Raw genomic sequence first — 25,713 nt, 5'->3', positions numbered from 1 at the left:
GCAGAATTGAGAATTAAAGAATTTGAAGAAATAAAATCAATAATAATTAAAGCCGGGGAGATTTTCAAAGAGGGGTTTTACTCCTCCAAGGAAATCACCCTTAAAGGCAAAAAAGATTTAGTAACTGAATACGACGTGAAAATCGAAGAGTTTTTAAAAGAAGAGTTTAAAAAATTTGATTATTCTATTATTGCGGAAGAATCCGTTAAAGACAAGTTTGGAAATTCCATAATAATCGATCCGATTGACGGTACTACCAATTTCGCGCATCAGATACCTCACTGTGCCATAAGTGTCGGGGTTTATGAAAACAAAAAACCGAAATTCGCTTTTGTATACAATCCTGTGCTTAATGAATTTTATACGGCTGTTGCGGGCGAGGGCGCTTATAAAAACGGTAAGAAAATAAATGTCAGTAAAAACGATTATTTTCAAAGAGCTTTAATCGGAACGGGATTTCCGTATTCAAGCGCAGACAATACGGAAGATCTCGATCTTGTAATAAATAGGCTTCATAACGTTCTTCCGAAATGTCAGGACATAAGAAGACTCGGAAGCGCCGCGCTGGATCTATGCTATGTGGCGGAAGGTAAATATGAAGGGTTTTATGAAATAAATCTCAAACCGTGGGACGTAAGCGCCGGGATATTAATAGTGAACGAAGCCGGAGGCAAAGTTACAAACGACAGAGGCGGGGAATTTGATATGTTTAACGATAAATGCATAGTCGCTACAAACGACCTGATACATGAAGATCTTCTAAGTCTTCTTTAATCCTGATATATAACGTCTATATCTTTCGGATATGTGGGTATAAATACGGAAGGGGCGATTTTCTTTTCCGACTGGTTTGAAAATAAAATTTCCACTTTATTTCCTACATCATCGGTGTACCAGGCTTTTTCTAAAGTTTTTCCATATTTAAAATATACTTTTTTGTTTTGAACTTCCGCAACATATTCGTTGTTTTTGATTTTTTTGGCGTTTTTAAGAGCATTGAATAGATTGAATTTCGGTTTTTTGGAAATCGTTACCTGCATAAGATCCGGTTCATAGATATACACCCTGTCGTTAATCCAGATTTTTTTTTCGTTCGGGTAGGTATACTGCCAGAATACGTTTTTTGAATCGGTATAGATTTTTCCTTTGTATATTAATGTATGGTTGTCCTGCTGTATTTTTTGCGTAAAATCCGCAGAAAAATAATGAGGAAGTTTTAAAGCAAACAGGTTTAAAATTAACGCTATATTAATTAATATAATTCTCAATTATGAATCTCCATTCTTAAATTAATTTATGTTATTATAACAAAAAACTTTGCAAAGGCTTTTTTTATGGTTAAACACGTATTTAGAAAAATTTTTGGAACAAAAAACGACAGAGAGCTCAAAAAATATTTCGCAAGAGTAAAAGAAATAAACGCTTTAGAAGAAAAATATGAAAAAATGAGCGATGATGAAATTAAGAACGAATTTGAAAAAATTAAAAATCAGATTTTGGAAGAAGTAAAAAACGGAGCCGATGAGCAGGAGACGCTCAATAAATATTTAAACGACGTTTTTGCAATGGTCAGAGAAGCCGGAAAGCGAGTTCTCGGAATGAGACATTTCGACGTACAGCTTGTAGGTGGTATGGTTTTACACGAAGGCAAAATAGCGGAAATGAAAACGGGTGAGGGTAAAACACTCGTTGCTACGCTGCCTGTTGTATTAAATGCGGTGCTTGGCAAAGGCGTACATGTTGTAACTGTAAACGATTACCTTGCACAGCGTGACGCCAACGATATGGGCAGACTTTATGAATTTTTCGGCTTTACTACAGGATGCGTAGTGGGCGGTATGGAAGATTATGAAAGAAAACAGGCATATCAGTGTGACGTAACATACGGAACGAATTCCGAATTCGGTTTTGATTATCTTAGAGACAATATGACATTTGATATTAACGACAAAGTTCAAAGAGGGCATTATTATGCAATCGTCGATGAAGTCGATTCTATTTTAATTGATGAAGCAAGAACGCCTCTTATTATTTCAGGTCCGGCTAATAAAAGGGTTGAAGATTATGTAAGAGCAGATAAAGTTGCAAAACAGCTTGAAAAAGACAAACATTTTAAAGTGGATGAAAAAGACAAAGTCGTTCTTTTAACGGAAGAAGGTATAAGAAGGGCTGAAGAGCTTTTTGAGGTTGACAACCTTTATACTCCTGAAAACGCAATACTTGCACATCATTTGGATCAGGCTCTTAAAGCGAACTATCTGTTCCAGGAAGGAAAAGATTATATCGTAAGAAAAGGCGAAGTTTTAATAGTTGACGAGTTTACGGGAAGAATTGCGGAAGGAAGAAGATTCAGCGAAGGGCTCCACCAGGCATTAGAAGCCAAAGAAGGCGTGGAAATTCAGGAAGAATCACAGACTTTTGCGGAAACCACTTATCAGAACTATTTCAGACTTTATAAAAAACTTGCTGGTATGACCGGTACGGCTCAGACCGAAGCGACCGAATTTATTGAAATTTACGGTCTTGAAGTTATATCTATCCCTACGAACAAACCTGTAATCAGAGCCGATAAAAACGACCTTGTTTATAAAACAGAAGAAGAAAAATTCGAAGCGGTCGTTAAAAAAATAAAAGAACTGCACAAAAAAGGCCAGCCGGTGCTTGTCGGTACTACAAGCGTGGAAAAAAGTGAATATTTAAGCCGTCTTCTTAAAAAAGAAAAAATCCCTCATACGGTGCTTAATGCGAAAAATCACGAAAAAGAGGCGCAGATTATTGCGGAAGCAGGTAAAAAAGGCGCTGTTACCGTTGCTACGAATATGGCCGGTAGGGGTGTCGATATTAAAATCGATGATGAAGTAAGAGAACTCGGCGGTCTTTACATTATCGGTACAGAAAGACATGAGAGTAGAAGGATTGACAATCAGTTAAGAGGACGTTCGGGTCGTCAGGGAGATCCGGGTGAGAGCCAGTTCTATCTTTCTTTGGAAGACGATCTTCTAAGAATATTCGGAAGCGAAAGAATTAAGAATATTATGGACAGGCTCGGAATAGACAGAGGCGAGCATATTGACAGTAAGATTGTTTCGCGTGCTATTGAAAACGCACAGAAAAAAGTTGAAACAATGCATTTTGAAGCCAGAAAACATATTCTTAAATACGACGACGTTGCGAATGAGCAGAGAAAAGTTATTTATGCTTTCCGTGATCAGCTTTTAGATCCAGAGTTTGATATAGATAAAAAAATAGAGGAAATAAGAGAAGAGTTTGTTGAATATATTTTATCTGAAGCTGAGATTTTTCCTCATTCTCTTGAAGAAGATTTTGATTATGATAATTTAATTGCACATCTGAAAGAATACACCGGAATAGAATTTACAAAAGAAGAGCTGAGCGGCAAAGACTATGAAACTCTTAAAGAGTATCTGGTAAACAGATTAAAAGAAGAATATGAGAAAAAATTTGCAGAAGCCAGTGATGAGGACAAGAACAGAATTCAAAGACAGGTTATGCTTCAGGTTCTTGATGAGAGCTGGAGAGACCATCTGTATATGATGGATATCCTGAAAACCGGTATAGGACTAAGGGGTTACAACCAAAAAGACCCTCTTGTTGAATACAAAAAAGAAAGCTTTAATCTGTTCCAGGAACTTATTCAAAGAGTTAAAGTGGAAAGTATGAAAGTTCTCCATAATCTTCAGATTGAATATCAGCAGCCGGAAATAGATCCTGACATTGCGGAGTTTATGGATGCCATTAAGGGTAAAAATATTGACGAAATACTTAAAAACATCCCTGAAATTCCGGAAGAGATGGAACAGGCCGATATGGACGAGATTATGAAACAGCTTGAAAGCCAGACAGAAGCTTTAAAGGCTGAATTTGAAGCGAAACAGCAGAAAAAAAGAGTAAAAAGAAACGATCCGTGTCCTTGCGGCAGCGGTAAAAAATATAAAGACTGCTGCGGTAAAAGTCCTAAATTTTAATGATGAAAAATTAAAACGGACGTAAAGGCAGAACAGGTTGAATAAAAAATTCGTTAATTTTATAATTAAAAGATACCTCCGTTTTGACAGAAAACATCCGTTTATATATATCAGCTTTATTCTTGCCTTTTTAGGCATTATGACCGGTGTAGCAACGCTTATGATTGCGATGGGGATAATGAACGGTATGGATAAAGAGTTTGAAAAAAAACTTAAAGTTATGAATTATCCCATTACCGTATATTCTTCTTTGGTAAACGTTGACGACACTCTTCTTCACAGACTTGAAAAAAAATTCCCTAATTTCAAATACTCGCCATATATCGAAAGCAGCGCCGTTATTCAGAAAAGCTCTTTATACGGTGTTATGCTTTACGGTGTAGATTTTAAAAAAGAAGCCGGAATCAACTATATTTTTAAAAACGCCATAAAAGACATTAAAAAACCGGGACTTTTTGACGTAGTAGTCGGAAGCAGGCTTTTTGGCGACCTTGGAATAGTTAAAGGCGAAAAAGTTATTATGATTTTTTCTAAAATGACGCCTCTGGGTTTTGGAATTTCACCTATACTTAAAAAGGTCAAAGTCGTATCTTACTTCAAAAGCGGACTTATCGCATACGATAAAGGCATAGCGTATATGAATATAAACGGGCTTAAAAGAATTCTTCACCAAAATTATTACAGCGGGATACATATATGGAGTCCTAATCCGTTTAAGGATATAGAAAAAATAAAAAAGGCCGTGCCTCCGGGAGTCGGAGTAATAGGCTGGTGGCAGCAGAACGGAAACTTTTTTGCAGCTTTAAAAATGGAAAAAAGAGCTCTTTTTCTGGTGCTTATGCTTATTATAATCGTAGCGGCTTTAAATATAATAAGCTCCCTTCTTATGATGATAATGAGTAAAAGAAAAGAGATTGCCCTTATGCTAAGCCTTGGTGCCAGCAACAGGGAAATTAAATCTATTTTTCTGAAACTCGGAACACTTATAGGTCTGATGGGAATTACATTCGGCGCAATAATAGGCGGTATAGGTATCTGGATTCTTAAAACGTTTGATATTATCAAGCTTCCGGCTGACGTTTACGGCGTCAGCAGACTGCCTATAGATTTGAGCCCGGTTGATTTCGGACTTATAATATTGGGTGCGTTTGTGATTGTAATACTATCAAGCATATATCCTGCCGTTAAAGCCGGTAAAACCGATGTGCTTGAAACTTTAAGATATGAATAATTTTCCATTCCAATTTATATATTATGCTATAATTTCGTAAAAAAGGACGTTTTATGCAAGGCGCAATGACCGCTCTTATTACTCCGTTTAAAAACGGAAAAGTTGACGAAGAAACATATGCCTCACTTATACAAAGGCAGATTGACAACGGTATTGACTGGGTTGTTCCGGTTGGAACTACGGGAGAGAGTGCTACACTGACTCATGACGAGCATAAAAGATGTATTGAAATAGCCGTAGAGATTTGTAGAGGAACGAATACTAAAGTTTTAGCCGGGGCCGGAAGCAATTCTACCCATGAAAGTATAGATTTGGCTAAATTTGCCGAAGCGAAAGGCGCGGATGCGGTACTCAGCGTATCTCCGTATTATAACAAGCCTACTCAAAGAGGACTTTACGAACACTATAAAGCTCTTGCAAACGCAATTAAAATTCCTGTTGTTTTATATAACGTGCCGGGAAGAACCTGCAGCAATATAAATGTGGAAACAGCAATAAAACTTTTTAACGATGTTGAGAATATTATTGCCATTAAAGAAGCTACGGGAAGTATAGAAAACGTGGTTGCTCTATGTGCAAACAGCGATATAGCCGTAATAAGCGGAGATGACGCAATAAACTATCCGATAATGGCTACCGGAGGAAAAGGCTGTATTTCGGTGACTTCAAATCTTCTTCCTAACAGAATTGCCGAACTTATACACAGCTCTTTAAAAGGTGATTTTGATACAAGCAGGGCTATCAACGAAGAACTGTATGATATTAACAAAGTTCTTTTTGTGGAAAGCAATCCGATACCGATTAAATACGCAATGTATGAAGCCGGACTGATTCCTAGTCTGGAATACAGGCTGCCGCTTTGTGAACCGAGTGATGAAAACAAGGCGAAAATAAAAGAAGTTTTAAAAAAATATATTTAAAGGATTTTAATGAAGGGTAAAACGTTAGTAATAAGCGGGGCAACGAGAGGTATAGGCAAAGCGATAGCCGAAAGATTTGCAAAAGAGGGCGTTAATATAGCATTCACTTATAATTCAAACCAGGAAATAGCAGAAAATCTTGCAAAAGAGTGGCAGGAAAAATACGGAATTAAAGCCAAAGCGTATAAACTTAATATTTTGGAACCTGAAACATATAAAGATTTATTCAAACAGATTGACGAGAATTTTGACAGAGTCGACTTTTTCGTTTCGAACGCGATTATCAGCGGAAGAGCGGTTGTAGGAGGGTTCGGACCTTTTATGAGACTAAAACCGAAGGGAATATGCAATATATTTACCGCAACTGTCAACGCTTTTGTAGTAGGGGCTCAGGAAGCGGCTAAAAGAATGCAAAAAGTAGGAGGCGGAAGCATAATTTCTCTAAGTTCTACCGGGAATCTTGTTTATACTCCTAATTATGCAGGCCACGGAAGTTCTAAAGCAGCTGTTGAGACAATGGTTAAATATGCGGCTGCTGAGCTTGGAGAATGGGGAATCAGGGTCAATGCCGTAAGCGGAGGTCCTATTGATACGGATGCCCTTAAAGCGTTTCCTAATTATGAAGAAGTAAAAGCCGAAGTTGAAAAAAGAAGCCCTCTTAACAGAATGGGTGTACCGGAAGATTTGGCCGGAATAACATACTTTTTATGTACGGATGAAGCCAGCTGGATAACTGGCCAGACTGTTGTTGTTGACGGCGGAACTACATTCGGAGGAAAGATCGGTTAATGTCAATAATTACTGATGACGGTATCAAACTGTACAGATACGAACTTTGGAAAAAGAGATTAAAAAACGTTCCTAATATATTGGCTTTTATAAGAGTTTTACTGGCGTTTTTGATGTATCTGTTTTTGGTGGACAGAGATATGTTTGCAGGTATTCATCCGAGCTGGATGGACTATTTTGCGGCTTTAATATTTGTAATAGCAAGTATTACCGACTTTTTTGACGGTTTTATTGCAAGAAATTTTGACGCAAGCAGCAAACTCGGAGAAATTTTGGATCCTTTGGCCGATAAAATGCTTATCTTAGGGGCGTTTTTAGGTCTTTTGTTTTTACACAGGGCAAACGCCTGGGCGATATATCTTATCTTAGTCAGAGAGTTTTTTATTACAGCTCTTAGAATTTCAATGGCTCAGGAAGGATTAAGCGTAAAAGCGTCTATGGCGGGGAAAGTAAAAACTGTTTCTCAAATGGGGGCTATAGGGTTTTTGCTTATGAACTGGCCCTGTGCAAACTGTCTTTTATGGATTGCGGTTGTTCTGACTCTTTACAGCGGATACGATTATATTAAAGTTTATGTGAAAGCTCAAAATGATTAGTGCGATAATAATACTTTCTTTTTTAATTTTTTTCCATGAATTCGGACATTTTTTAATGGCAAAACTTGTCGGTGTCAAAGTAGAGGTTTTTTCAATCGGTTTTGGAAAAAAACTTGTCTGTAAGAAATTCGGAGAAACCGAGTGGTGTCTAAGCGCCGTGCCTTTAGGAGGGTATGTCCAGATGAAAGGACAGGACGACTCAAATCCGTATGTAAAAAGCGACGATCCGGATTCGTATAACGCAAAATCTCCCTGGCAGAGAATTCTGATACTTCTGGGAGGTCCAGGATTTAATTTTCTACTGGCTTTTTTGATTTATCTGTTTATTGCGTTTACGGGATGGACGAAACTCGCTCCGGTAGTCGGTCAGACAATTCCGAATACGCCTGCCGCAAAAGTGCTGAAAAAAGGCGATAAAATTATTGAAATAAACGGAGTAAAAATACGTTCATGGGATGATATATCGCCTTTGGTGCAAAAATATTCCGTATTGCATATGGAAATTCTAAGAAACGGCAGGATTTTTAATATTACACTTAAACCGAAAGTAGAAACGGCTAAAAACGTTTTTAACGAAGAAGTAAAAAGAAAAATAGTGGGAATCGTTCCGAGCGGAGATATTATAAAGGTGCATTACGGAGTTTTGGAAGCGTTTAAAGTGGCGTGGGATAAATTCGTAAGCGATTCAACGCTAATAGTAAAAGGCGTTCAAAAACTTATTACCGGTGCGGTAGGGCTTAATACGTTAAGCGGTCCTATAGGAATAGTGGATATTACCGCAAAAGTAGCAAGTTACGGGTGGCAGCCGTTATTGCTTCTTGCAGCGCTTCTCAGTGTAAACTTAGGGGTGCTAAACCTTCTGCCGATACCGGCTCTTGACGGAGGGCATATAATGTTCAATCTGTATGAGGCTGTTTTCAGAAGAGAAGTGAGCGAAGAGATAATGGTCAAGCTGACAATAGGTGGCTGGATAATACTCGGCTCTTTAATGCTTATCGGTGTTTACAACGACCTTCACAGGTTAATAGGAGGATAAAATGACATTAGACGAATTAATTCAAAGAGTTGAAGAAGCAAGGCTTAGAAGAAGCGAACATCTTATAGTCCAGATTGTAGCCGTTACGAAATATACAAAAGATACGGAGCCTCTAAGAAAACTTTATAACGAAGGGCAGAGGGCTTTTGGGGAAAACAGGGTACAGGATATGGAAGATAAAGTAAACGCCCTTAGCGATCTGCCTATCGAGTGGCATTTTATCGGCAATCTGCAAAAGAATAAAATCAATAAACTTTTAAAATTAAATCCTTTTATGATCCAGTCAATCAACTCTTATGAACTAGCCGAAGCAATTAATAAAAGAACGGATAAACCTGTAAGATGCCTTCTTGAGATAAACTCGGCAAAAGAGCCTACAAAACACGGCTTACAGCCGGAACTTGCTGTTGAGACGTATCTGAAAATAAAAGAAAATCTTCCTAATATTAACCTTCAGGGTGTAATGACGATAGGCGCACATGTCGATGACGAAGAAGAAATAAGAAAGAGTTTCAGACTGACATATAAAATATTTGAACAGCTTAAACCTTACGGAGCGAAGATATGCTCTATGGGTATGAGCGGGGATTTCGAAATAGCGATAGAAGAGGGCTCTAATATGATAAGGGTCGGAAGCGCTTTACTGAACTCATATCTATGAAAACAACGGCATCCGTAGTAATCAGGATTATAATCTGGATTATTTTAATATTCGGAGGTATTGCTCTTTCTCTTTATTTGGATTTAAAGTATTTTAAATCTCTTCTTTTTAATCCTTATTTTCATTTTATAACTTTAATATTAGGCTTTTTTGCACTGAAACTTGCTTTCCACGCCGCAGCGGTAGGAGGCAGGGAGCTTAAAAGAAAAGGGAGAGACGGTGATATACCGAGACTTGAAACGAACAGACTTGTGACTTCGGGTATATACGAATGCACACGTCATCCCATGCTATTCGGACTTATGCTGCTGCCGTTGGGAGTGGCTCTTTTTTTAGGGCTTCCGAGTTTTATATTTTTTATCGCTCCACTTGAAGCTTTTTTTATATTTATAATGGTTATTACCCTTGAAGAAAAAGAAGCATATATAAAATTCGGAGACGATTATCTTAAATATAAAGAAAAAACACCCCTGTTTCCAAAAACAAAGGAGTGTTTTAAAAAGCTATTTTTTGATTAGTTTAACGGTTACGCTTTTATCAAAATATTTTTTAATTTCTTCTACTTTTTCAGGAGTCAGGGAGTTTATTTTCTCTTCATATTCCAAAAGAGGCGTTATGTCTCCTTTTGCGAAATAATCTCCGTAAATATTGCTGACCCCGCTGGAGCTTTCAAGCTGAGTTAAAAAATCCATTTTTGTCTGATTTTTTACTTTGTTCAGCGCTTTTTTGGTTATTTTAGTGTTTAGTATCTCTTTTTTAAGTTCTTTTTCTACTGTGTCCGGACTGACACCCGGATTGCATATCGCAAGAGCCAAAAACACTCCCGGATCGATCAGTTCCATATTGTATGCGTATACTTCACTGACTAACGCTTTTTTATTAATAAGTTTTTCTCTTAAAGTTCCGCTTTTGCCTCCGCTTAATATTTCACTGTAGGCGCTCAGGGCAAACTGGTCTTTATGTCTGAAATCCGGAATTCTGTAAGCGATTGCTACTATGTCGACCTCGGTGTCTCTTTTAACGGTTATATGCCTGTCTCCGTCAAGTTCCGGCTCTTTCATATGCACATGCGGGATTTTTTTACGGTTTTTAATATGTGAGAAATATTTTTCCGCTGCGTTGAATACCTTTTGAGGTTCAATATCTCCGGCTACGAGCAAAAACGCGTTTTTAGGCTGATAGTAGGTTTTGTGGAAATCTCTGATATCGTTTATTGTCCAGTTTAAAATATCGTCTTTAAATCCTATAGGCGTCCAGTGATAAGGATGGTAAAGATATGTGTTGTTAAACAGTCTGAAATAGAGATACCCGATTGGGTTGTTATCCGTTCTCCAGAGTCTTTCTTCATAAACTACTTTTCTCTCGCGCTGAAATTCGTCGTCGTTAAGATTTAAATTTTCCATAACTTCACTGAAAAGCTCAAACGTTTTATCAAGATAAGTGCTGGAAGTTTTTATGTAATAGTGTGTATAGTCAAACCCGGTTGATGCGTTGTCAACTCCGCCCAGGCTTTTTACTATTTTATCGAAATCGCCCTCAGCAAGGTTTTTTGTGGATTTAAAATTCATGTGTTCGAGCATATGGGCTATTCCGCTTTTGCCCATTATTTCGTTTCTGCTTCCGACTTTATAAAAAATATTGCTTGTAATTACGTTGGAGCCTTTATTCACAGGAATCGCTATTACATCTAAGCCGTTTTTCAGTTTATGCGTATAGAATTTATGAAGCATTGAACGCCTTTTTTTGTGTTATCATATCATAAAAATTATTAAGGATAAAGAATGTATGATATTTTGGTAATAGGCGGCGGCGTTTCCGGGTTTGTGGCGGCGGTTAACGCCAAAAGGTTTTATCCGGCGAAAAAAGTGGCCCTTATAGAAAGAAATCCAAAAAAACTTATACCTTGCGGGATACCTTATATATTTAACACATACGAAATAGACGATGATTTAATGCATCTTGAAAAAAAACTGAAAAAATTCGGAGTCGAACTAATAAAAGGCAGTGTCGAAGGCGTAAATATTAACAGTAAGATTGTTATGTTAAGTAAAGATGCGGATATTGACAAAACAGAGCAGAAAAAACGCCTGAAATACGAAAAGCTGATAATAGCCACCGGCTCCACACCTCTTATTCCGCCTATTGAAGGGATTGAAAACGCTTATTTTATAAAAAAAGAATACGATTATTTAAAAAAGCTTGTTTCAAAAACAAAAGACGCCGAAAACATCACAATTATAGGAGGAGGGTTTATAGGTCTTGAAATTGCGGATGAACTGAGTAAAAATAAAAACGTAACGCTGATTGAAGCAATGGATTCGCTTCTTCCGAATTCTTTTGACGATGACTACTCTTCGGAAGTAAAAGAGCTTTTAAGCAAAAAAGTAAATATAGTTTTAAATTCAAAAGTTACAAAAATAACGGATAAACACATTTATCTGGATAACGTTGAAATTAAAAGCGATCTTACTATTGTCGCTACTGGATTTAAGCCCAATACCGAAATGTTTAAAAACATTCTTCCTTTAAATGAAAAAGGTTTTATACAGGCGGACGATTATTTCAGGGTTGATAAGGACGTATACGCCGTTGGAGACTGTGTAGAGCATAAAGAGTTCTTTACCTCTAATCCAACTCCTTTAATGCTTGCGTCCACCGCTGCGTTTGATGCAAGGATAGCCGCAGCGAATCTGTATAATCTGAGAATCATCAGACATAATAAAGACGCGCTAAACATCTATTCCACCGTTATCGAAGGAAGAATGTTCGCAGCAGTCGGTATTACTGAAAAAATGGCTAAAAAACAGGGATTTGAAATAATTGCGGCAAAAACCTCGACACCGTCTACACATCCGCCTAAATTTTCACATTCGACTGACGTAAAATTAAAACTTATTTTTTCAAAAAAAGATTTATATCTTTTAGGTGCTCAGATAAGCGGAGGGTTGAACAGTGCGGAATTAATAAATATATTAAGCCTTGCAATACAAAAAAACGCAACGGCGACGGACTTATATACTATGCAGATAGGCACACACCCTATACTGACTCCTCCTCCGACTTTTTATCCGGTTTCGGCTACGGCCGCGGAAGCTCTTAAGGAGTTTTAGGCTTTGGATTTGTTCTCAAGTTTTTTAGGAATTTCTATTCCTATTGCTTCACTTATATGAGAAAAACCGTCTTTTTTCAGAAGTTCTATTAATCCTCTGTTGATTTCTCCTACGATTCCGGGACCTTTGTAAATTATGGCTGTGTAAACCTGTAGAAGAGAAGCTCCGGCTTTTATTCTTTTATATGCTTCTTCGGCGCTGTCTATGCCTCCTACACTTATAATAGGCACTTGTCCGAATACTTCGCCGGCCACAATTCTAAGAACTTCGTAGCTTCTTTGAGCCAGAGGTTTTCCGGAAATTCCGCCTCTTTTTATTTCACTTCCGACCAAATCGTAATTTACAGTCGTATTCGTGACTATTATCCCGTCTGCTCCCGCTAAAACGGAATAGTTTGCAAGATTTATAATCAGTTCGTCTTCCATATCCGGAGAAAATTTAATCAAAACAGGTTTTTGAGTGAGGCTTTTGAGCTCCCCGAACAGATTTGATATAAATTCTGCATTCAGGAGGTCTCTTAAACCAGGAGTGTTCGGAGAGGAAATGTTTACTACAAAAAAGTCCACTACGTCGTTTAATTCTTTTACGAGTATTTTATAATCTTCTACAGCTTTATCTTCCGGAGTCGTTTTGTTTTTACCTATATTGGCCCCTATGGGAAGGATATACGGATATATTTTTTTAAGTCTTTTTTTGATTACCTGAACACCTTCATTGTTAAAACCGTAAGCGTTTTGAACTGCTTCATAATCGATATGTCTCCATGCTCTCGGTTTTTCGTTTCCCGGTTGCGGTTTGGGAGTTACGGCTCCTATTTCTCCCCAGCCGAAGCCTAAAGCAGGCCAGCCGTATACCATTGTTGCGTGTTTGTCAAATCCCGCGGCTACACCTACGGGGTTTTTAAATTCCAGGTTCCAGATTTTCTGATTAAGCATTGGATCGTCAACAAAATTCGCTTTAACAAGAGGATTAAAAAAAAGAGGACATCTTCTTGCGGTTCTGAAAGCCATATCCACCAGATCATGTGCAAGTTCCGGATCCGTTTTGTAAATCAGGGGTTTTATCATATCAAAAAAACTCATAAGAGACCTTTTTTCTTAAAATTATACTTAAAAAGAAAGAAAAAAGATGAAAAAACCGTCTCTTTTAAGTTTCGGAAGAAAAATTGGACTGTTTTTTATTATATGTCATAAAATTAAGTTTTTTAAGGTCAAATTTCAGTGTGGTAAGATATGTCACAATTACAACGCTTATGCCTGTAGGTATTATTACATTGTAATCGTATGTTGTTTCCAGGGCGAGCACGACCGCTGTTAAAGGAAGTTTCATATTTACACCCATAAATACGGCTGCGCCTATCGCCGCAAAATAAAACGGTTCGACTTTAAATCCGAAATATGTCACAGATTCCCCGAATCCGTATCCGACAAGCGCCCCGATACTCATAAGCGCTATAAACACCCCTCCCACCGCGTTTGCATATAAAGATACGCTTGTCGCAATTATCCGCAGAACTATTAAAATAAATATCATATATAACGGAAAATGCCCTGTATCGTTTATAAGGGTTTTTACAACTTCATGTCCGCTGAAAGCCGCATACGGGGAGATTATAAGAATTGTGCCTATTATCAGGCTTCCGATTACGGCCATAACGATATTTTTACCGGAGTTGGGAAGTTTTTCTCTTAAAAATTTTAAAACTATATCTTTCAAAGAAAGATAAAAATATATAAAAAACGTAATTACGGGAATAAAAAGCAGTGTTGCAAAAACATATCTGTATTCGATGAATTTTCCTGTGGAATAATTAAAAATCAGCGGTTCCATAAAATACCATGATACGCTGAAAGCGATAACCCCGGCAAGAATAAGATAACCCGCGAAGTTTTTAACAAATTCGTAGGCCACATTTTCTATGGCAAACATTATGCCTGTGATGGGAGATACAAAAACTGCCGCTATACCGCTGCTGGCCCCTATGCTTAATGAAACTTTAAGAAGATTTTTAGGAAGATTGAGCATAGTGTGGAATTTTTGCGCTATCATCGCTCCTATGGCGGCGGAAGGTCCTTCGTTTCCGACTGCAAAGCCGCTTGCTATTGAAAGGGACGAAGCGAATATTTTACAAAAAAGGTCTTTGAGCGTATATGTTATTTTGTTTTCTTCAACCGCTTTTGCAATTTCCGCTACGCCGTATTCCCGTACTTTTTCGTTTTTTCTTATCATATAATTGATTATCAGGATTGAAACAAAAGGTACAAGGTATATATGCCATACGGGAAGATACATTATACTCTGTACCGGATCTCCGAAAAAAAGGATATATGAAAGATATTTCGTCAAAAAAGAGTATATTACTATCATTATACCAGTAACGATTCCCGTCAGAACGGAACTTATCAGAAAATTTTTTATCATGGCTTCTCCGTTTGGTTTTTATAATTATACCTATTTTAAAAAAAGGCTGGAAAAGCCTTGGTTAAAAAGAGAGTTTTGCTACAACTCTTCTATTTTCAGCCCTTCCTTTTGGAGTGTCGTTTGATGCGATAGGATCAGCCGGACCGAATCCTTCCCATGAAAGTCTGTTTTTGTCTATTCCAAATTTTATTAATGCGTCATATACTGCTTTTGCTCTTTTTTGGGAAAGCACTATATTATAAACTCTGCTTCCCGTATTGTCGGTATATCCCTGAATCTTTGCTTTATAAGCCGAATTTTGTTTTAAAAATTCTGCAAATTTTTTAATTGCAGGCATATATTCAAGTTTAATTACCGCGCTGTTGGTATCAAATTCTATATTAAAATTGAAACTTACAGGGCATCCGTTTTTATCTACTTTTACACCTGCCGGAGTGTTCGGGCATTTGTCAAGGTAATCCGGAACTCCGTCATGGTCGCTGTCTGCCGGTTTGGTTTTTACGGTTTCCTGAGGTTCCTGCACCGGCGTCTGTGTGTTGCCGCCGAAATTATAGGCAAATCCAAATATTCCGCTGTAATGGTTGTTTATGTTTCTGTAGTCCCTCAGTCCTCTAAATTCCGAAAAAACATTAAACTGGTCTGTTATTTTGTATTTCAGGCCAAGTCCCATATCCGCGACGAGGGCGTTTTTATAATCTCCTCTTACCCACTGGTAACCGGCACCTATAAAATAGTAAGGGGACAGTTTTGATTCGGGTTTGAAATCATATTCATAATTAAGCAGTGCCCTTTTCAAACTCGCACCGTTTAAAACTTTTCCGCTTTTTTCAAATTCAAGTCTTAACGCATCGTATTTATGCAGCAGTGCTCCGAATCTGAAATTTAGAAAATCATAATTGTCTATGGCTTGTGATTTGTTTACATGGGTGCGTCCGCCGGCCATTCCTATCTGATAATTTCCTGCAGCAAGAAGTGATGCCGCAATCGATAGTCCGATAAATGTTTTTTTCATAATAAACTCCTTTAATTTTTTTTGGAATGAAATTATGGAACTTTTGTAAAAAATAGTCTGAAAAAGAAAAATTTTTTATAAAAAATAAATGAAGTAACGTTTTTGAGGGTAAAATTAAGAATTTCCTGTATTTACAAAATATATAATTTAGTATATTATATGTAATAATAGAAAGAGTTATTTTATAATAACTGCAATAACTCTTCTGTTTTTCATTCTTCCTTTTGCAGTTTTGTTTGAAGCAACAGGATGTGCTCCTCCTTCACCTTTGTAGCTTAATCTTTTTTTGTTTACTCCGAATTTAATCAGTTCTTTATATACTGCTTCTGCTCTTTTTTCAGATAATTTAAGGTTATATTTTTTATTTCCTTTATTATCGGTATAACCGATAATAATAGCTTTATATTTTGGATGTTTTTTTAAATAAGCTGCGAAAGATTTGATTTTAGGTAAATATTTTTTCTGAAGAGTAACACTTCCCGCTTTAAAAGAGATATTGAAATTATATGTTTCATATTTGTGATGAGCAGTATGATGTGTTTTTATTTTTGAATGTGGTTTCTCATGTGTCGTGTTTGCTGCAAACAACAATCCAGCAGCAAATAGAGATGTAAGTAATTTTTTCATAAACACTCCTTAATAAATTTTGGAATGCAATTATATTTTTATGAAAGCTGTCTTAATATAAAATAAAAAATTTTTAAAAAAAAACACATTTTTTCCTTTATTTTAGGCAATTTTAAAATATTTAAAATATTTACAAAAAATAAATTATAGTTTAATATTTCGTAGTTACATAAGGAGGATAAATGAAAAAACTAATAACTTTCAGAATGAATGAAGACGTTGCTGTATTGATTGAAGAGCTTGCAAAAGAATATGAAACTACAAAAGTTCATATTGTAGAAAATGCAGTAAAAACTTATACAAATTTAAAAAAATTTCATAATAAAGACTTTCTGAAATTTTTAGGCAAAATTGATAAAAACGATGTAAAAAAAATAAAGGCTTTATTATGAAAATGATAGTTGATGCTGCGGTTGTGCTTGATTTTTTAATTGGTAAAGACAAGGTTGTTTCAAAGTTTACACTTGCCGAACAGTTATATATAACAATTTTTGATTATTCTTTATTAATTGCAGAAATTTACAAAACGCATAATGTTAATCACAATTTATATATTATTAAAGAATTTATTAAACGAAATATGGAAATTTTACCTTTTGAAAAAAAAGAAGCTTTAACATTTGCGAAGTTAAAAATTGATTATCCGGATATAGATGATATAATTTTATTAAAATCGTCAATTTTACAGACTAATTCTTTGCCGTTTTATACAAATAATGAAATTTATAAAAAAATAAAAAAAATTAAATTAATTTAAAACAATTTAAAAAAAGGATTAATTTGAACGCCAAAATATACGGTATTCTCGGAAGCGCATTTTTATGTATGAGCTTTATTCCGGCTGTATCGATACTTTTTACCATACTTGGATTGATTTTTCTGGGAATTTCTTTAAATCTGTATTCAAAAGAAAACGAAAAAATATTTAATTATTTTCTTATTGCTTCAATACTCGCGTTTGTGTCTTCCATGCTGTTTTATTTTAAACTTGTCGCCGTAATAACTAGCATGATACTTTCATTGCTGTCGTCAAACCCGATTATTCCGATAACTCTATCAATCATTATCTATTTTAGCGTTTATTACGTTTTGCAGATAATCAGTGCGGTATATTTTAAAAAAAGTTTTTACCTCTTAGGAGAGTTGTTTAACAATAAACTGCTGAAAACAGGGGGATTGTTTTTGGTGGCCGGAGCCGTATTGAATATTTTTTTCATCGGACTTATCGTCTGGACTCTCGGATGGCTTTTGATAATGCTTGGATTTTTTACTATTGAGGAAATAATAGACGCTGAAATTATTGAAGATGTGAAACTGATAGAGAAAGATTAAACTTTCTCCCATACAGTGCCGTTTGGCGTGTCCTGTATCTGAATACCCATTGAATTTAATTCGTCTCTTATCTTATCGGCAAGTTCGAAATTTTTTTCTTTTTTAGCTTCGGCTCTTTTAGAAATAAGTTCGTTGATTTTAGATTTAGTCTCTTCATCTATTCCGGCCTGGAAATATTCGTAAGCATCACTGCCGCCGACTCCCAAAAGAGCGTCGATAAATTCTATATTGCTTAAAATTTTCTGTTTTAAAGCCTTGTCTTTAGGGTTTTTGTCAAGGTTTTCGTTTGCTTCTTTAACGAATTCATCTACAACCGCAAGAGCTTTTGAGATGTTTAAATCGTCACTCATGGCTTCAAGAAGTTTGGATTCAAACTCGGCGTCTTGCTGCTTTTTATTAAGTCCGTAAATTCTTTTTTTCAGTCTGTAAAGTTTATCGAGCCTTTTTTTGCTGGCAATCAGGTCTTCTTCGCTGAAATTCAGAGGAGCTCTGTAGTGCGTGCTCATAAGATAAAATCTTAAAACTTCTCCGGGATAGTGTTTAAGGGCGTCTTTTACGAAAAAGCTGTTGCCAAGAGATTTACTCATTTTTTCGCCGTTAATCTGGACGAATCCGTTATGCATCCAGTATTTTGCCAGATGTTCTCCGTATGCGCAGCGTGTCTGAGCCTCTTCGTTTTCATGGTGAGGGAAAAACAGATCAGCCCCTCCGCCGTGTATGTCTATTTCATATTCTCCGCTGTATGCGATATGTTTTTTAATCATTGCGCTGCATTCTATATGCCATCCGGGTCTTCCGCTTCCGAAAGGTGAATCGAAACATACGTCGCCTTCGCCTTTGCATGCTTTCCAGAGGGCAAAATCGGCCGCATTTCTTTTACCTTCGGTGTCAACTCTGTGCATTACCTCATCTTCCTGGCATTTATTTGATAGTTTGCAGTATTCTGGGTCTTTGCTGACGTCAAAATAGATATCGCCGTTTGGAAGCTGATAAGCATAGCCTTTGTCCAGCAGATGTCCTATCAGATCAAACATAGCTTCAAGAGATTCCGTGGCTTTGGGTTCTATATCCGCCCTTTGTACATTCATGGCTTCCATGTCTCTTAAATAGGAATTTATATAAAATTCGGTAATTTCTTTAAGAGACTGTCTGGTTTTATTCATTTTATTTATTATTTTGTCGTCTATGTCGGTAAAGTTTTTAACAAACGTAACTTTATATCCCAGTGCTTTAAGCGTCCTTCTTAACAGATCAAAACTTATAGAGCTTCTCGCATGCCCCAAATGCGCGTCGTCATATACCGTAGGACCGCATACGTAAATCCTTGCTTCCCCTTCTTTAATAGGTTTAAATTCGACTTTTTGTTTAAGATGTGAATCGTATATTGTCATACTGCTCCTTTAAATATGTGCTAATATCCATAATATTGTTATTCTAAAAACTATAGCGATAATTATACTACTTAATATAACCAAAACCATATAAAAAAGATATTTTTTTTCAAAAAACTCCAAAAATTTATTAAATCCGAACTCTTTTAGAGTCAGTACGAATAAAACCATACCGCTTATACTGCTTGCAAGTGCCAGTCCGTATACTTTAAGAGGGTAAAGCAGTATAATTGAAAGTATGATGTTTACTATGAGCGAATATGCGGAGATTTTAGCGGCTTTTATGTGTCTGTGCGTTGCGTACAGATAGCTCGAAAAGAGTTTGTTCAGACCGTATGGAATCAGTCCCAGCATATACATGATAAGAACTACAGAGGTTATTTCGGCGTTTTTTTCTGTAAACGCCCCGTGTTCGAACAGGAGTTTTATTATTTCTTTCGAGTCAGTTATAGCGACTATTGAAGCCGCAATAAGCAGATAAAACAGAATCCAGAATGTTTTTTTCATTGAAGAAAAAGCGCTTTTTTCTTTTCCCTCGTTAAGCTCTTTTGTTATTTTAGGAAACAGAACCGTTGAAACGGCAATTGCAAAAAGTGCAAACGGCAGCTGAAAAAGTCTGTTTGCGTAGTATAAATAACTTATGCTTCCTGCGGTTAAAAACGTTGCAAGCCACGTATCGATAAACGAACTTAACTGAGCGGTTGAATTGCCTAGCACTGAGGGCAGAAAATGTTTTTTGAACTGCTTAATATCCTGTTTTTTTCTGCTTTTGGCTCCTATGTACAGAAGTTTTAGTATTCTGTATTTTTTTGCTGCGATCACATGTGCGATAACCTGTGCAAAACCTCCCGCTATTACGCCGAAACTCATATACCAGATAATCTGTTCTTTTGGCAGATTCATCGAAAGCAGAAGCGATATGATTATAGATATATTCAGCAGTGCCGTCGAAAAGGCCGTTGTTGCAAAATGTTTCTTATACTGCAGAAGACTTGCAAGAAACGTGACAATAAATATTAAATCCAGATACCAGAAGTTTAACGCTACAAGAGGAGAGGCCAGTTTTTTTGCTTCGGGCGAAAAGCCGTATGCCAGCACGTCTGTTACGATATTTGAGAAGAATGTGACAAAGAGCGATAAAATCAGTATAATTATAAATAATTTTTTAAAAACGAGCCATGCGAATTTCGGTTTGTTTTTAGAAGCGGCATAGCTTGGCAGAAAGCTTTGTGTAAAGGCGCCTTCGGCAAAAATCCGTCTGAATAGGTTTGGAAATTTAAAAGCCACGAAAAAAATATCCGAATAGATATTTGCGCCTAGAATGGAAGCACTTAACAAATCACGGATAAAGCCTAGGATTCTTGAATTAAAGATTCCTATAAAATTAACGATTATATTTTTAAACATAAAACGTATTTTACCAAAAGGATGAGATTGGGTATATTTGATTTTTTGAAAAAGGAAGAAAAAGCGGTAAAAAAGGAAGTTCTGCCGTATGTTGTAAGAACGGAAAACGTTAACGAAGCTTTGCTTAAAATATCTGCAAGCAACAACATTCCGCTTTCTTCTCTGGATTTTGACATACTTGATTTTACAACATATATAAAAATCGGAAGCAACAGTGAGTTTGTAGAGCTTGACGATCAGAGCAGGGAACTCGTCCATATGGAAGATTTTTTAATTAATGAAGAAAATGAAATAAAACAGGTATATGAGATTGAAATAAAAAGAGCCGAATTCAGCGATGACTTTGAACTGATCGGAGAAGTGAAAATCAACAGATTTATGACACATGCCGTTTATATTGTAAAACCTGAATCCCTTTTAATTTATAAGCCGGATCTTCAGGAAAGGTTAAAAACCGAACTGAATAAAAAGAAAATCAAAAACTCCATGCTTATTGAACTGTTTGACGACAAAATGAATCAGGACATAGAAAAGGTTGTCGCTAAAATACGTGTTTTGGGCCAGTTGGAACAGGAAGAAGAGATCGAACTGTGTCAGGGGATTGATCCTGTTGAAAATATTGAAGGCAAAGTGATATATCATTATCTTAAAAAGAAAGAAAGTATAAAAAACGAACTTATTTTCCCTGTTAAAACAGGAGATGTGCTTATTGAAATCATTAAACCGATGCAGGGAAGAAACGGAAGGGACTGCAGGGGTAAAATAATTAAAATACCGGAAGTGAGGGAATTTGAAATTCCTAATATTACGTTTAACCCCGAAGAGATAAAAAAAGAAGAAGACGATAAAAAAATCTTATATATCGCCCTTAAAGACGGATATATATACAAAGACGGAGATTCTTACACTATAAAAGACGAAATGGAAATAGCCCAGATAAATCTTCAAACGGGTAACGTCAGCGGTGCTAAAGATTCAAACGTTAAACTCGACGTAAAAGAAAGCGATGCGTTAAAAGAAGCGATTGCAGACAATATGACGGTTGAAACGACTATTCTTATAGTCCGAGGAAACGTAGGAAAAGCTGCTAAAATAAACGCAAAAGAGCTGACCATAGAAGGACAGACTCACCAAAAAGCAAAAATTTACGCCGATAAAGCTTTTATAAATATACATAAAGGATACGTTGAAGGTAAAGAAATTGAAATCAACAGACTTGAAAGCGGCATTGTAAAAGGGAAAAAAGTAAAAATAAAACAGGCTATAGGAGGTAAAATAGTAGCCGAAGAAGTAGAATTTGAAATAATGGGCTCCCACGTAGAGGTTTATGCTCTGAAACAGATAAAAATAAACAAACTCAAAGGCAGTGAAAACAGACTGATAATTTCTCCTTTGGAAGTTTTAGGCCTTAATGCCGATGCGGATAAACTTGAAAAAATGATAGAGGAAGTGAAAAGAAACCTGGAAATTAAAACAAAAGAATACAATAAAAGAAAAGAAGTTCTGTTAAAAAACAAGCCGACAATAGAAAAATATATGAAAACCTACAAGGAAAACAAAGCAAAAGGCGTAAAGACTTCCGCAGTAATTTTAAAGAAAATAAAAGAATATAATGAATTTAAAGATAAAACGCTTGAACTTAAAAATGAAATTTTACTGCTTCAAAAAGATCTTCAAGAGCTTCACGAAACACTTCAGAACTATCAGACGGCGATATTTAACGCCAAAATTATTTCATGTTCTCCCTGGAGCGCATTTAACAGAATAGAATTTGATATGGTGGAGCCTCCCGTTAAGCTTAGATACGATACCAAAGGCAGCGAAGGGGTTTGCGGGTTTAAATTAAAAGATTACGGAGATACGTATAAAATAGTAAAAATAAAGGTTGATGACAATGATTGCGGCTCTTAGGGGAAAAGTATTTGAAAAAAACGAAGGTAAAATACTGCTTGATGTAAACGGAGTAATATATGAACTTAACGTCAGTATGCTTACTTTTTCTTCCGTAAACGAAGAAGGGCTTTTTTACATAACGGAAAAAATTTCCGAAAATGAATATACGCTTTACGGTTTCACGGATAAAAACGAAAAAAAATTATTTGACAGTCTTATAAAATTAAACGGAGTAGGGCCTAAAGTGGCTCTTGCAATATGCTCTACCTATACTCCGGAAACATTTATGGATATAATTTCAAAACAGGATATAAACGCTTTAAAAAAAGTTCCGGGAATAGGGCCTAAAAGTGCTAAAAGAATATTAATGGAAATGGGGGATTTTGATATTGAAATTCAAAATCCGGTATTAAATCAGGCTCTTAACGCCCTTGAAAGCCTCGGATTTAATAAAAACGATGTTTTAAAAGCCTTAAACGGACTTGACGGCACACTTGAAGAAATAATAAAAGAAGCACTGAAAAGATTAAGTAAATAAGGAGAAGTATGAAGTTTGCGGTGTTATTCGGAGGAAACAGTTTTGAACATGAGATTTCAATCGTAAGCGCTATTACGCTAAAAGAAAAAATAAAACAGCACGAACTCGATTTTATATTTATCGATCAGGACAGGGATTTATATTTAATTGAAAAAAAAGATATGAAAAGCAAATATTTTTCAAGCGGAGAATATAAAAAATCTCAAAAAGTCGAGTTTGCAAAAGGCGGATTCAGATATTTTAAAGGCTTTATAAAGAAAGAATATTATGTTAATTATGATGCAGTGATAAACCTTATCCACGGAAGGGACGGTGAAGACGGCAAACTGGCCGGGATACTTGAGTTTTTTGAAATTAAAGCCGTTACTCCAAACACGGAAGCTTCGGCCATCAGTTATAATAAAGTTTTGACGAAAGCTTATGCAAAGGAAATGGGAGTAGAGGTTATAGATTATGAAATAATAGACAGTCCGTCAACCAAATTCGATTTTCCTGTGATTATAAAGCCTGCAAGACTCGGAAGCAGTATCGGAGTAAGTATCGCAAGAAACAGCGAAGAGCTTACATATGCTTTTGACGTTGCTAAAGAATTTGACGATCTGATTATTGCAGAGCCTTTTATTGAGGGCATAAACGAATACAACATTGCCGGATTTTTAACTGAAAACGGATTTGTTTTCTCAAAAATAGAAAAGGTTACGAAAAAAGAATATCTTGACTTTGAAAAAAAATATATGGATTTCAGCAGAAAAGAGACGGAATTTAAAGAGGTAGATAAAAGTATTGAAGCAAGCATTAAAGCCGCTTTTGAAAAAATATACAATACGACTTTCCGAAATGCGTTAATCAGATGTGATTTTTTTGAAAAGGACGGGACTGTTTATCTGAATGAAATTAATCCGATACCGGGAAGTCTTGCCAACTATCTTTTTGATGATTTTGATTCCGTTTTGATAGAACTGGCAAAAAATATTAAAACCGAAGAAAAAATAACTATAGATTATCAATATATAAACAAGATACAAATGGCAAAAGGAAAGTGATTTAAATAAAGGGGTTTTATGACTTACAGATTTATAGTTTCAGGAAGGGTACAGGGAGTCTGGTATAGAAAATTTATACAGCAGAATGCCAAAAAAGCCGGCTTTAAGGGATATGTGAAAAATCTGCCCGACGGAACGGTTGAAGCCGTTGCTGACATCGAAAACGAAGAGAAATTAAAAGAGTTTTTAAATATTTTAAAAGAGGGCTCTCCTTACAGCGAAGTAAAAGATATAGAAGTTGAACCGTTACAGGACCAGAACTTTGATGATTTTGAAATAAGGTATTAATATGTATGAACTTTTTGGATTAATAGTCAATTTTATAACCGCTTATATTTTAGGATTTTATATTATAACCGTATTGCAGTGGTACAACTATAAAATCAGCAGGATAATATTTCATTTTCATAAGCCGCTGTGGCATCTGCTGTATTTTGTAATTCCGATAGTTACATATATTGCGGCATATAAGTTTTTTTGGATATATCTGTTTTTCGGTTTGATCCCTTCGCTTCTGATATGGCAAAGACGCGTAAAAGGATTAAACGTTACACAAAGAGTGAAAAGGTTTTTTATATATTTAGGTCTTTTTGAAACACTCAATCTGGTATTTTTAAACAAGCTTCATTACAATCCCGGAATAGGGGTGCTGGCCGTACTTATATGTGCTGTAGCGGCTTCCGAAATTACCGAATATATTCTGTTTTTAAAATTCAAATCCCAGGCAAAAGAAAAACTCTCCAAAATAAATCCAAAAATTGTTGCGATTACTGCAAGCTATGGAAAAACATCTATCAAAAATTATCTTTATCAGATTATAAAAGACAGTTTCAGGGTGTATAAAACTCCGAGAAGCGTTAACACCATAAAAGGTATTGTTAAAGACATAAACGTAGATATGCCCGAAAATGTTGAGATATATATAGCTGAGGCCGGTGCAAGGGAAAAGGGCGATATTTTGGAAATCGTTAAATTTTTGGAAAATGAATATTCAATTTTAGGCAAAATTGGTCCGCAGCATATAGAATATTTTAAAACGCTTGATAATATTAAAAAAACAAAATTAGAGATTTTTCAGACTCCTAAACTCAAAAAAGGTTTTTCATATGAAGTCCCTTATAACGAAAAGGTAGAAGTTATAAAAGATAAAATTAAAAACATAAAAGCAACTTTGGACGGTATAAAATGGGATGTTGAAATCGGAGGCAGGTTATATTCTTTTGAATGTGGCATATTAGGCGGATTTAATGCCGTAAACGTAACACTTGCAGTATTTCAGGCTTTAGAATTAGGGCTTAGTATTGAAGAAATACAAAATAAAGTGCTAAAATTAGAATCAGTGCCTCACCGACTCCAAAAAATAGAAGTCGGAGGTAAAATTATTATTGACGACAGTTTTAACGGAAATCTGGAGGGAATGCTTGAGTCTTACGATTTGGTTAGCCGGTATGAAGGTAAAAAAGTTCTTGTTACGCCGGGAATAGTTGAAGCAACGGAAAAACAGAATATTAAACTGGCTAAAAAAATAGACCAGGTTTTTGATCTGGTGATTTTAACGGGGAATATAAATAAAAAAACTCTTTGCAACAATATTACAAGAGCAGATAAAATTGTATTGAAGACTAAGAAAGATTTGGAAAAAATCTTAGCCGAAAACACAAAAGCGGGGGATTTAATACTGTTTAGCAATGATACTCCTGAATATCTTTAAAGGATGAAG

At 36.0% G+C, this 25,713-nt stretch carries 26 protein-coding genes; 18 read left to right on the top strand and 8 right to left on the bottom strand.

Annotated elements, in window-relative coordinates:
- Positions 1 to 6: 6 nt before the first annotated feature.
- The gene (locus C3L23_RS04990; RefSeq protein ID WP_210402399.1) at positions 7 to 774 is read left to right on the top strand and encodes an inositol monophosphatase family protein; all 768 of its coding nucleotides are present in this window, start codon (positions 7 to 9) and stop codon (positions 772 to 774) included.
- On the opposite strand, the gene lolA is transcribed toward C3L23_RS04990, so the two are convergent.
- A complete protein-coding gene (lolA, locus tag C3L23_RS04985; RefSeq protein ID WP_127680457.1) occupies positions 771 to 1,268 on the bottom strand; it encodes a LolA-like outer membrane lipoprotein chaperone in 498 nt (165 codons plus the stop codon). The genes C3L23_RS04990 and lolA overlap by 4 nt on opposite strands.
- A 66-nt stretch (positions 1,269 to 1,334) precedes the next feature.
- On the opposite strand from lolA, the gene secA reads away from it, so the two are divergent.
- From secA to C3L23_RS04945, 8 genes are read left to right on the top strand one after another with little or no spacing between them, the layout of a single operon-like run.
- A complete protein-coding gene (gene secA, locus C3L23_RS04980; RefSeq protein ID WP_127680455.1) occupies positions 1,335 to 3,986 on the top strand; it encodes a preprotein translocase subunit SecA in 2,652 nt (883 codons plus the stop codon).
- A 37-nt stretch (positions 3,987 to 4,023) separates the two neighbouring features.
- Complete coding sequence (locus C3L23_RS04975) at positions 4,024 to 5,217, top strand: ABC transporter permease (RefSeq protein ID WP_127680453.1); 1,194 nt, start codon at positions 4,024 to 4,026, stop codon at positions 5,215 to 5,217.
- A 53-nt stretch (positions 5,218 to 5,270) separates the two neighbouring features.
- Entirely contained in the window at positions 5,271 to 6,137 is an 867-nt protein-coding gene (gene dapA / locus C3L23_RS04970) for a 4-hydroxy-tetrahydrodipicolinate synthase (RefSeq protein WP_127680451.1), read from the top strand.
- A 9-nt stretch (positions 6,138 to 6,146) separates the two neighbouring features.
- A complete protein-coding gene (locus C3L23_RS04965; protein WP_127680449.1) occupies positions 6,147 to 6,926 on the top strand; it encodes an enoyl-ACP reductase in 780 nt (259 codons plus the stop codon).
- Complete coding sequence (gene pgsA / locus C3L23_RS04960) at positions 6,926 to 7,522, top strand: CDP-diacylglycerol--glycerol-3-phosphate 3-phosphatidyltransferase (RefSeq protein WP_127680447.1); 597 nt, start codon at positions 6,926 to 6,928, stop codon at positions 7,520 to 7,522. The genes C3L23_RS04965 and pgsA overlap by 1 nt, the downstream gene beginning before the upstream one ends.
- Positions 7,515 to 8,558 carry an RIP metalloprotease RseP gene (rseP, locus tag C3L23_RS04955; protein ID WP_127680445.1) on the top strand — a complete coding sequence of 348 codons (1,044 nt, stop codon included), beginning with the start codon at positions 7,515 to 7,517 and terminating at the stop codon, positions 8,556 to 8,558. The genes pgsA and rseP overlap by 8 nt, the downstream gene beginning before the upstream one ends.
- A gap of 1 nt (position 8,559) precedes the next feature.
- Entirely contained in the window at positions 8,560 to 9,219 is a 660-nt protein-coding gene (locus tag C3L23_RS04950) for a YggS family pyridoxal phosphate-dependent enzyme (protein WP_127680442.1), read from the top strand.
- Positions 9,216 to 9,737, top strand: a complete 522-nt coding sequence (locus tag C3L23_RS04945; protein WP_127680440.1) for an isoprenylcysteine carboxylmethyltransferase family protein — start codon at positions 9,216 to 9,218, stop codon at positions 9,735 to 9,737. The genes C3L23_RS04950 and C3L23_RS04945 overlap by 4 nt, the downstream gene beginning before the upstream one ends.
- Here C3L23_RS04945 and C3L23_RS04940 read toward each other — a convergent pair.
- Positions 9,723 to 10,949 (bottom strand): pitrilysin family protein, encoded by a 1,227-nt coding sequence (locus C3L23_RS04940; protein ID WP_127680438.1) that lies wholly within the window; start codon positions 10,947 to 10,949, stop codon positions 9,723 to 9,725. The two genes, C3L23_RS04945 and C3L23_RS04940, sit on opposite strands and share 15 nt — an antisense overlap.
- Positions 10,950 to 11,000: 51 nt before the next feature.
- Here C3L23_RS04940 and C3L23_RS04935 point away from each other — a divergent pair, with 51 nt between their 5' ends.
- A complete protein-coding gene (locus C3L23_RS04935; protein WP_127680436.1) occupies positions 11,001 to 12,329 on the top strand; it encodes an FAD-dependent oxidoreductase in 1,329 nt (442 codons plus the stop codon).
- Here the strand turns inward: C3L23_RS04935 and pyrD are convergent.
- From pyrD to C3L23_RS04915, 4 genes are all read right to left on the bottom strand, one after another.
- On the bottom strand, positions 12,326 to 13,411 hold the full coding sequence (gene pyrD / locus C3L23_RS04930) for a dihydroorotate dehydrogenase (quinone) (protein ID WP_127680434.1): 1,086 nt from the start codon (positions 13,409 to 13,411) through the stop codon (positions 12,326 to 12,328). The two genes, C3L23_RS04935 and pyrD, sit on opposite strands and share 4 nt — an antisense overlap.
- A 64-nt stretch (positions 13,412 to 13,475) precedes the next feature.
- Positions 13,476 to 14,750, bottom strand: coding sequence for a chloride channel protein (locus C3L23_RS04925; RefSeq protein ID WP_127680432.1), 1,275 nt, complete (start codon positions 14,748 to 14,750; stop codon positions 13,476 to 13,478).
- Positions 14,751 to 14,811: 61 nt separating this feature from the next.
- Positions 14,812 to 15,762: an OmpA family protein gene (locus C3L23_RS04920; RefSeq protein WP_127680430.1), complete on the bottom strand. Its 951-nt coding sequence runs from the start codon at positions 15,760 to 15,762 to the stop codon at positions 14,812 to 14,814.
- Between the two features lie 177 nt (positions 15,763 to 15,939).
- On the bottom strand, positions 15,940 to 16,389 hold the full coding sequence (locus C3L23_RS04915; RefSeq protein WP_127680428.1) for an OmpA family protein: 450 nt from the start codon (positions 16,387 to 16,389) through the stop codon (positions 15,940 to 15,942).
- 182 nt (positions 16,390 to 16,571) lie between these two features.
- Between C3L23_RS04915 and C3L23_RS04910 the strand changes: the two genes are divergently transcribed.
- From C3L23_RS04910 to C3L23_RS04900, 3 genes are read left to right on the top strand one after another with little or no spacing between them, the layout of a single operon-like run.
- A complete protein-coding gene (locus C3L23_RS04910) occupies positions 16,572 to 16,781 on the top strand; it encodes a hypothetical protein (protein WP_127680426.1) in 210 nt (69 codons plus the stop codon).
- On the top strand, positions 16,778 to 17,146 hold the full coding sequence (locus C3L23_RS04905; RefSeq protein ID WP_127680424.1) for a hypothetical protein: 369 nt from the start codon (positions 16,778 to 16,780) through the stop codon (positions 17,144 to 17,146). The genes C3L23_RS04910 and C3L23_RS04905 overlap by 4 nt, the downstream gene beginning before the upstream one ends.
- 23 nt (positions 17,147 to 17,169) lie before the next feature.
- Positions 17,170 to 17,721 carry a DUF996 domain-containing protein gene (locus C3L23_RS04900; RefSeq protein WP_127680422.1) on the top strand — a complete coding sequence of 184 codons (552 nt, stop codon included), beginning with the start codon at positions 17,170 to 17,172 and terminating at the stop codon, positions 17,719 to 17,721.
- Here C3L23_RS04900 and cysS read toward each other — a convergent pair.
- On the bottom strand, positions 17,718 to 19,112 hold the full coding sequence (gene cysS, locus C3L23_RS04895; protein ID WP_127680420.1) for a cysteine--tRNA ligase: 1,395 nt from the start codon (positions 19,110 to 19,112) through the stop codon (positions 17,718 to 17,720). The genes C3L23_RS04900 and cysS overlap by 4 nt on opposite strands.
- Positions 19,113 to 19,121: 9 nt before the next feature.
- Positions 19,122 to 20,519 (bottom strand): murein biosynthesis integral membrane protein MurJ, encoded by a 1,398-nt coding sequence (murJ, locus tag C3L23_RS04890; RefSeq protein WP_127680418.1) that lies wholly within the window; start codon positions 20,517 to 20,519, stop codon positions 19,122 to 19,124.
- Positions 20,520 to 20,540: 21 nt separating this feature from the next.
- On the opposite strand from murJ, the gene C3L23_RS04885 reads away from it, so the two are divergent.
- The 5 genes from C3L23_RS04885 to C3L23_RS04865 are packed head-to-tail and all read left to right on the top strand — an operon-like array spanning position 20,541 to position 25,704.
- Entirely contained in the window at positions 20,541 to 22,430 is a 1,890-nt protein-coding gene (locus C3L23_RS04885; RefSeq protein WP_246831045.1) for a flagellar assembly protein A, read from the top strand.
- Positions 22,414 to 22,950 carry a Holliday junction branch migration protein RuvA gene (gene ruvA / locus C3L23_RS04880; RefSeq protein ID WP_127680414.1) on the top strand — a complete coding sequence of 179 codons (537 nt, stop codon included), beginning with the start codon at positions 22,414 to 22,416 and terminating at the stop codon, positions 22,948 to 22,950. The genes C3L23_RS04885 and ruvA overlap by 17 nt, the downstream gene beginning before the upstream one ends.
- A gap of 8 nt (positions 22,951 to 22,958) precedes the next feature.
- Positions 22,959 to 23,993, top strand: coding sequence for a D-alanine--D-alanine ligase (locus C3L23_RS04875; protein WP_127680412.1), 1,035 nt, complete (start codon positions 22,959 to 22,961; stop codon positions 23,991 to 23,993).
- Between the two features lie 18 nt (positions 23,994 to 24,011).
- Complete coding sequence (locus C3L23_RS04870; protein ID WP_127680410.1) at positions 24,012 to 24,281, top strand: acylphosphatase; 270 nt, start codon at positions 24,012 to 24,014, stop codon at positions 24,279 to 24,281.
- Between the two features lies 1 nt (position 24,282).
- Positions 24,283 to 25,704, top strand: coding sequence for a UDP-N-acetylmuramoyl-tripeptide--D-alanyl-D-alanine ligase (locus C3L23_RS04865; RefSeq protein ID WP_127680408.1), 1,422 nt, complete (start codon positions 24,283 to 24,285; stop codon positions 25,702 to 25,704).
- Positions 25,705 to 25,713: the final 9 nt, after the last annotated feature.

The organism is Nautilia sp. PV-1 (assembly GCF_004006315.1).
GTDB lineage: Bacteria > Campylobacterota > Campylobacteria > Campylobacterales > Nautiliaceae > Nautilia > Nautilia profundicola_A.
Note: the sequence above shows the minus strand (reverse complement) of the source record. Positions and strands in the feature narration are given on the sequence as shown.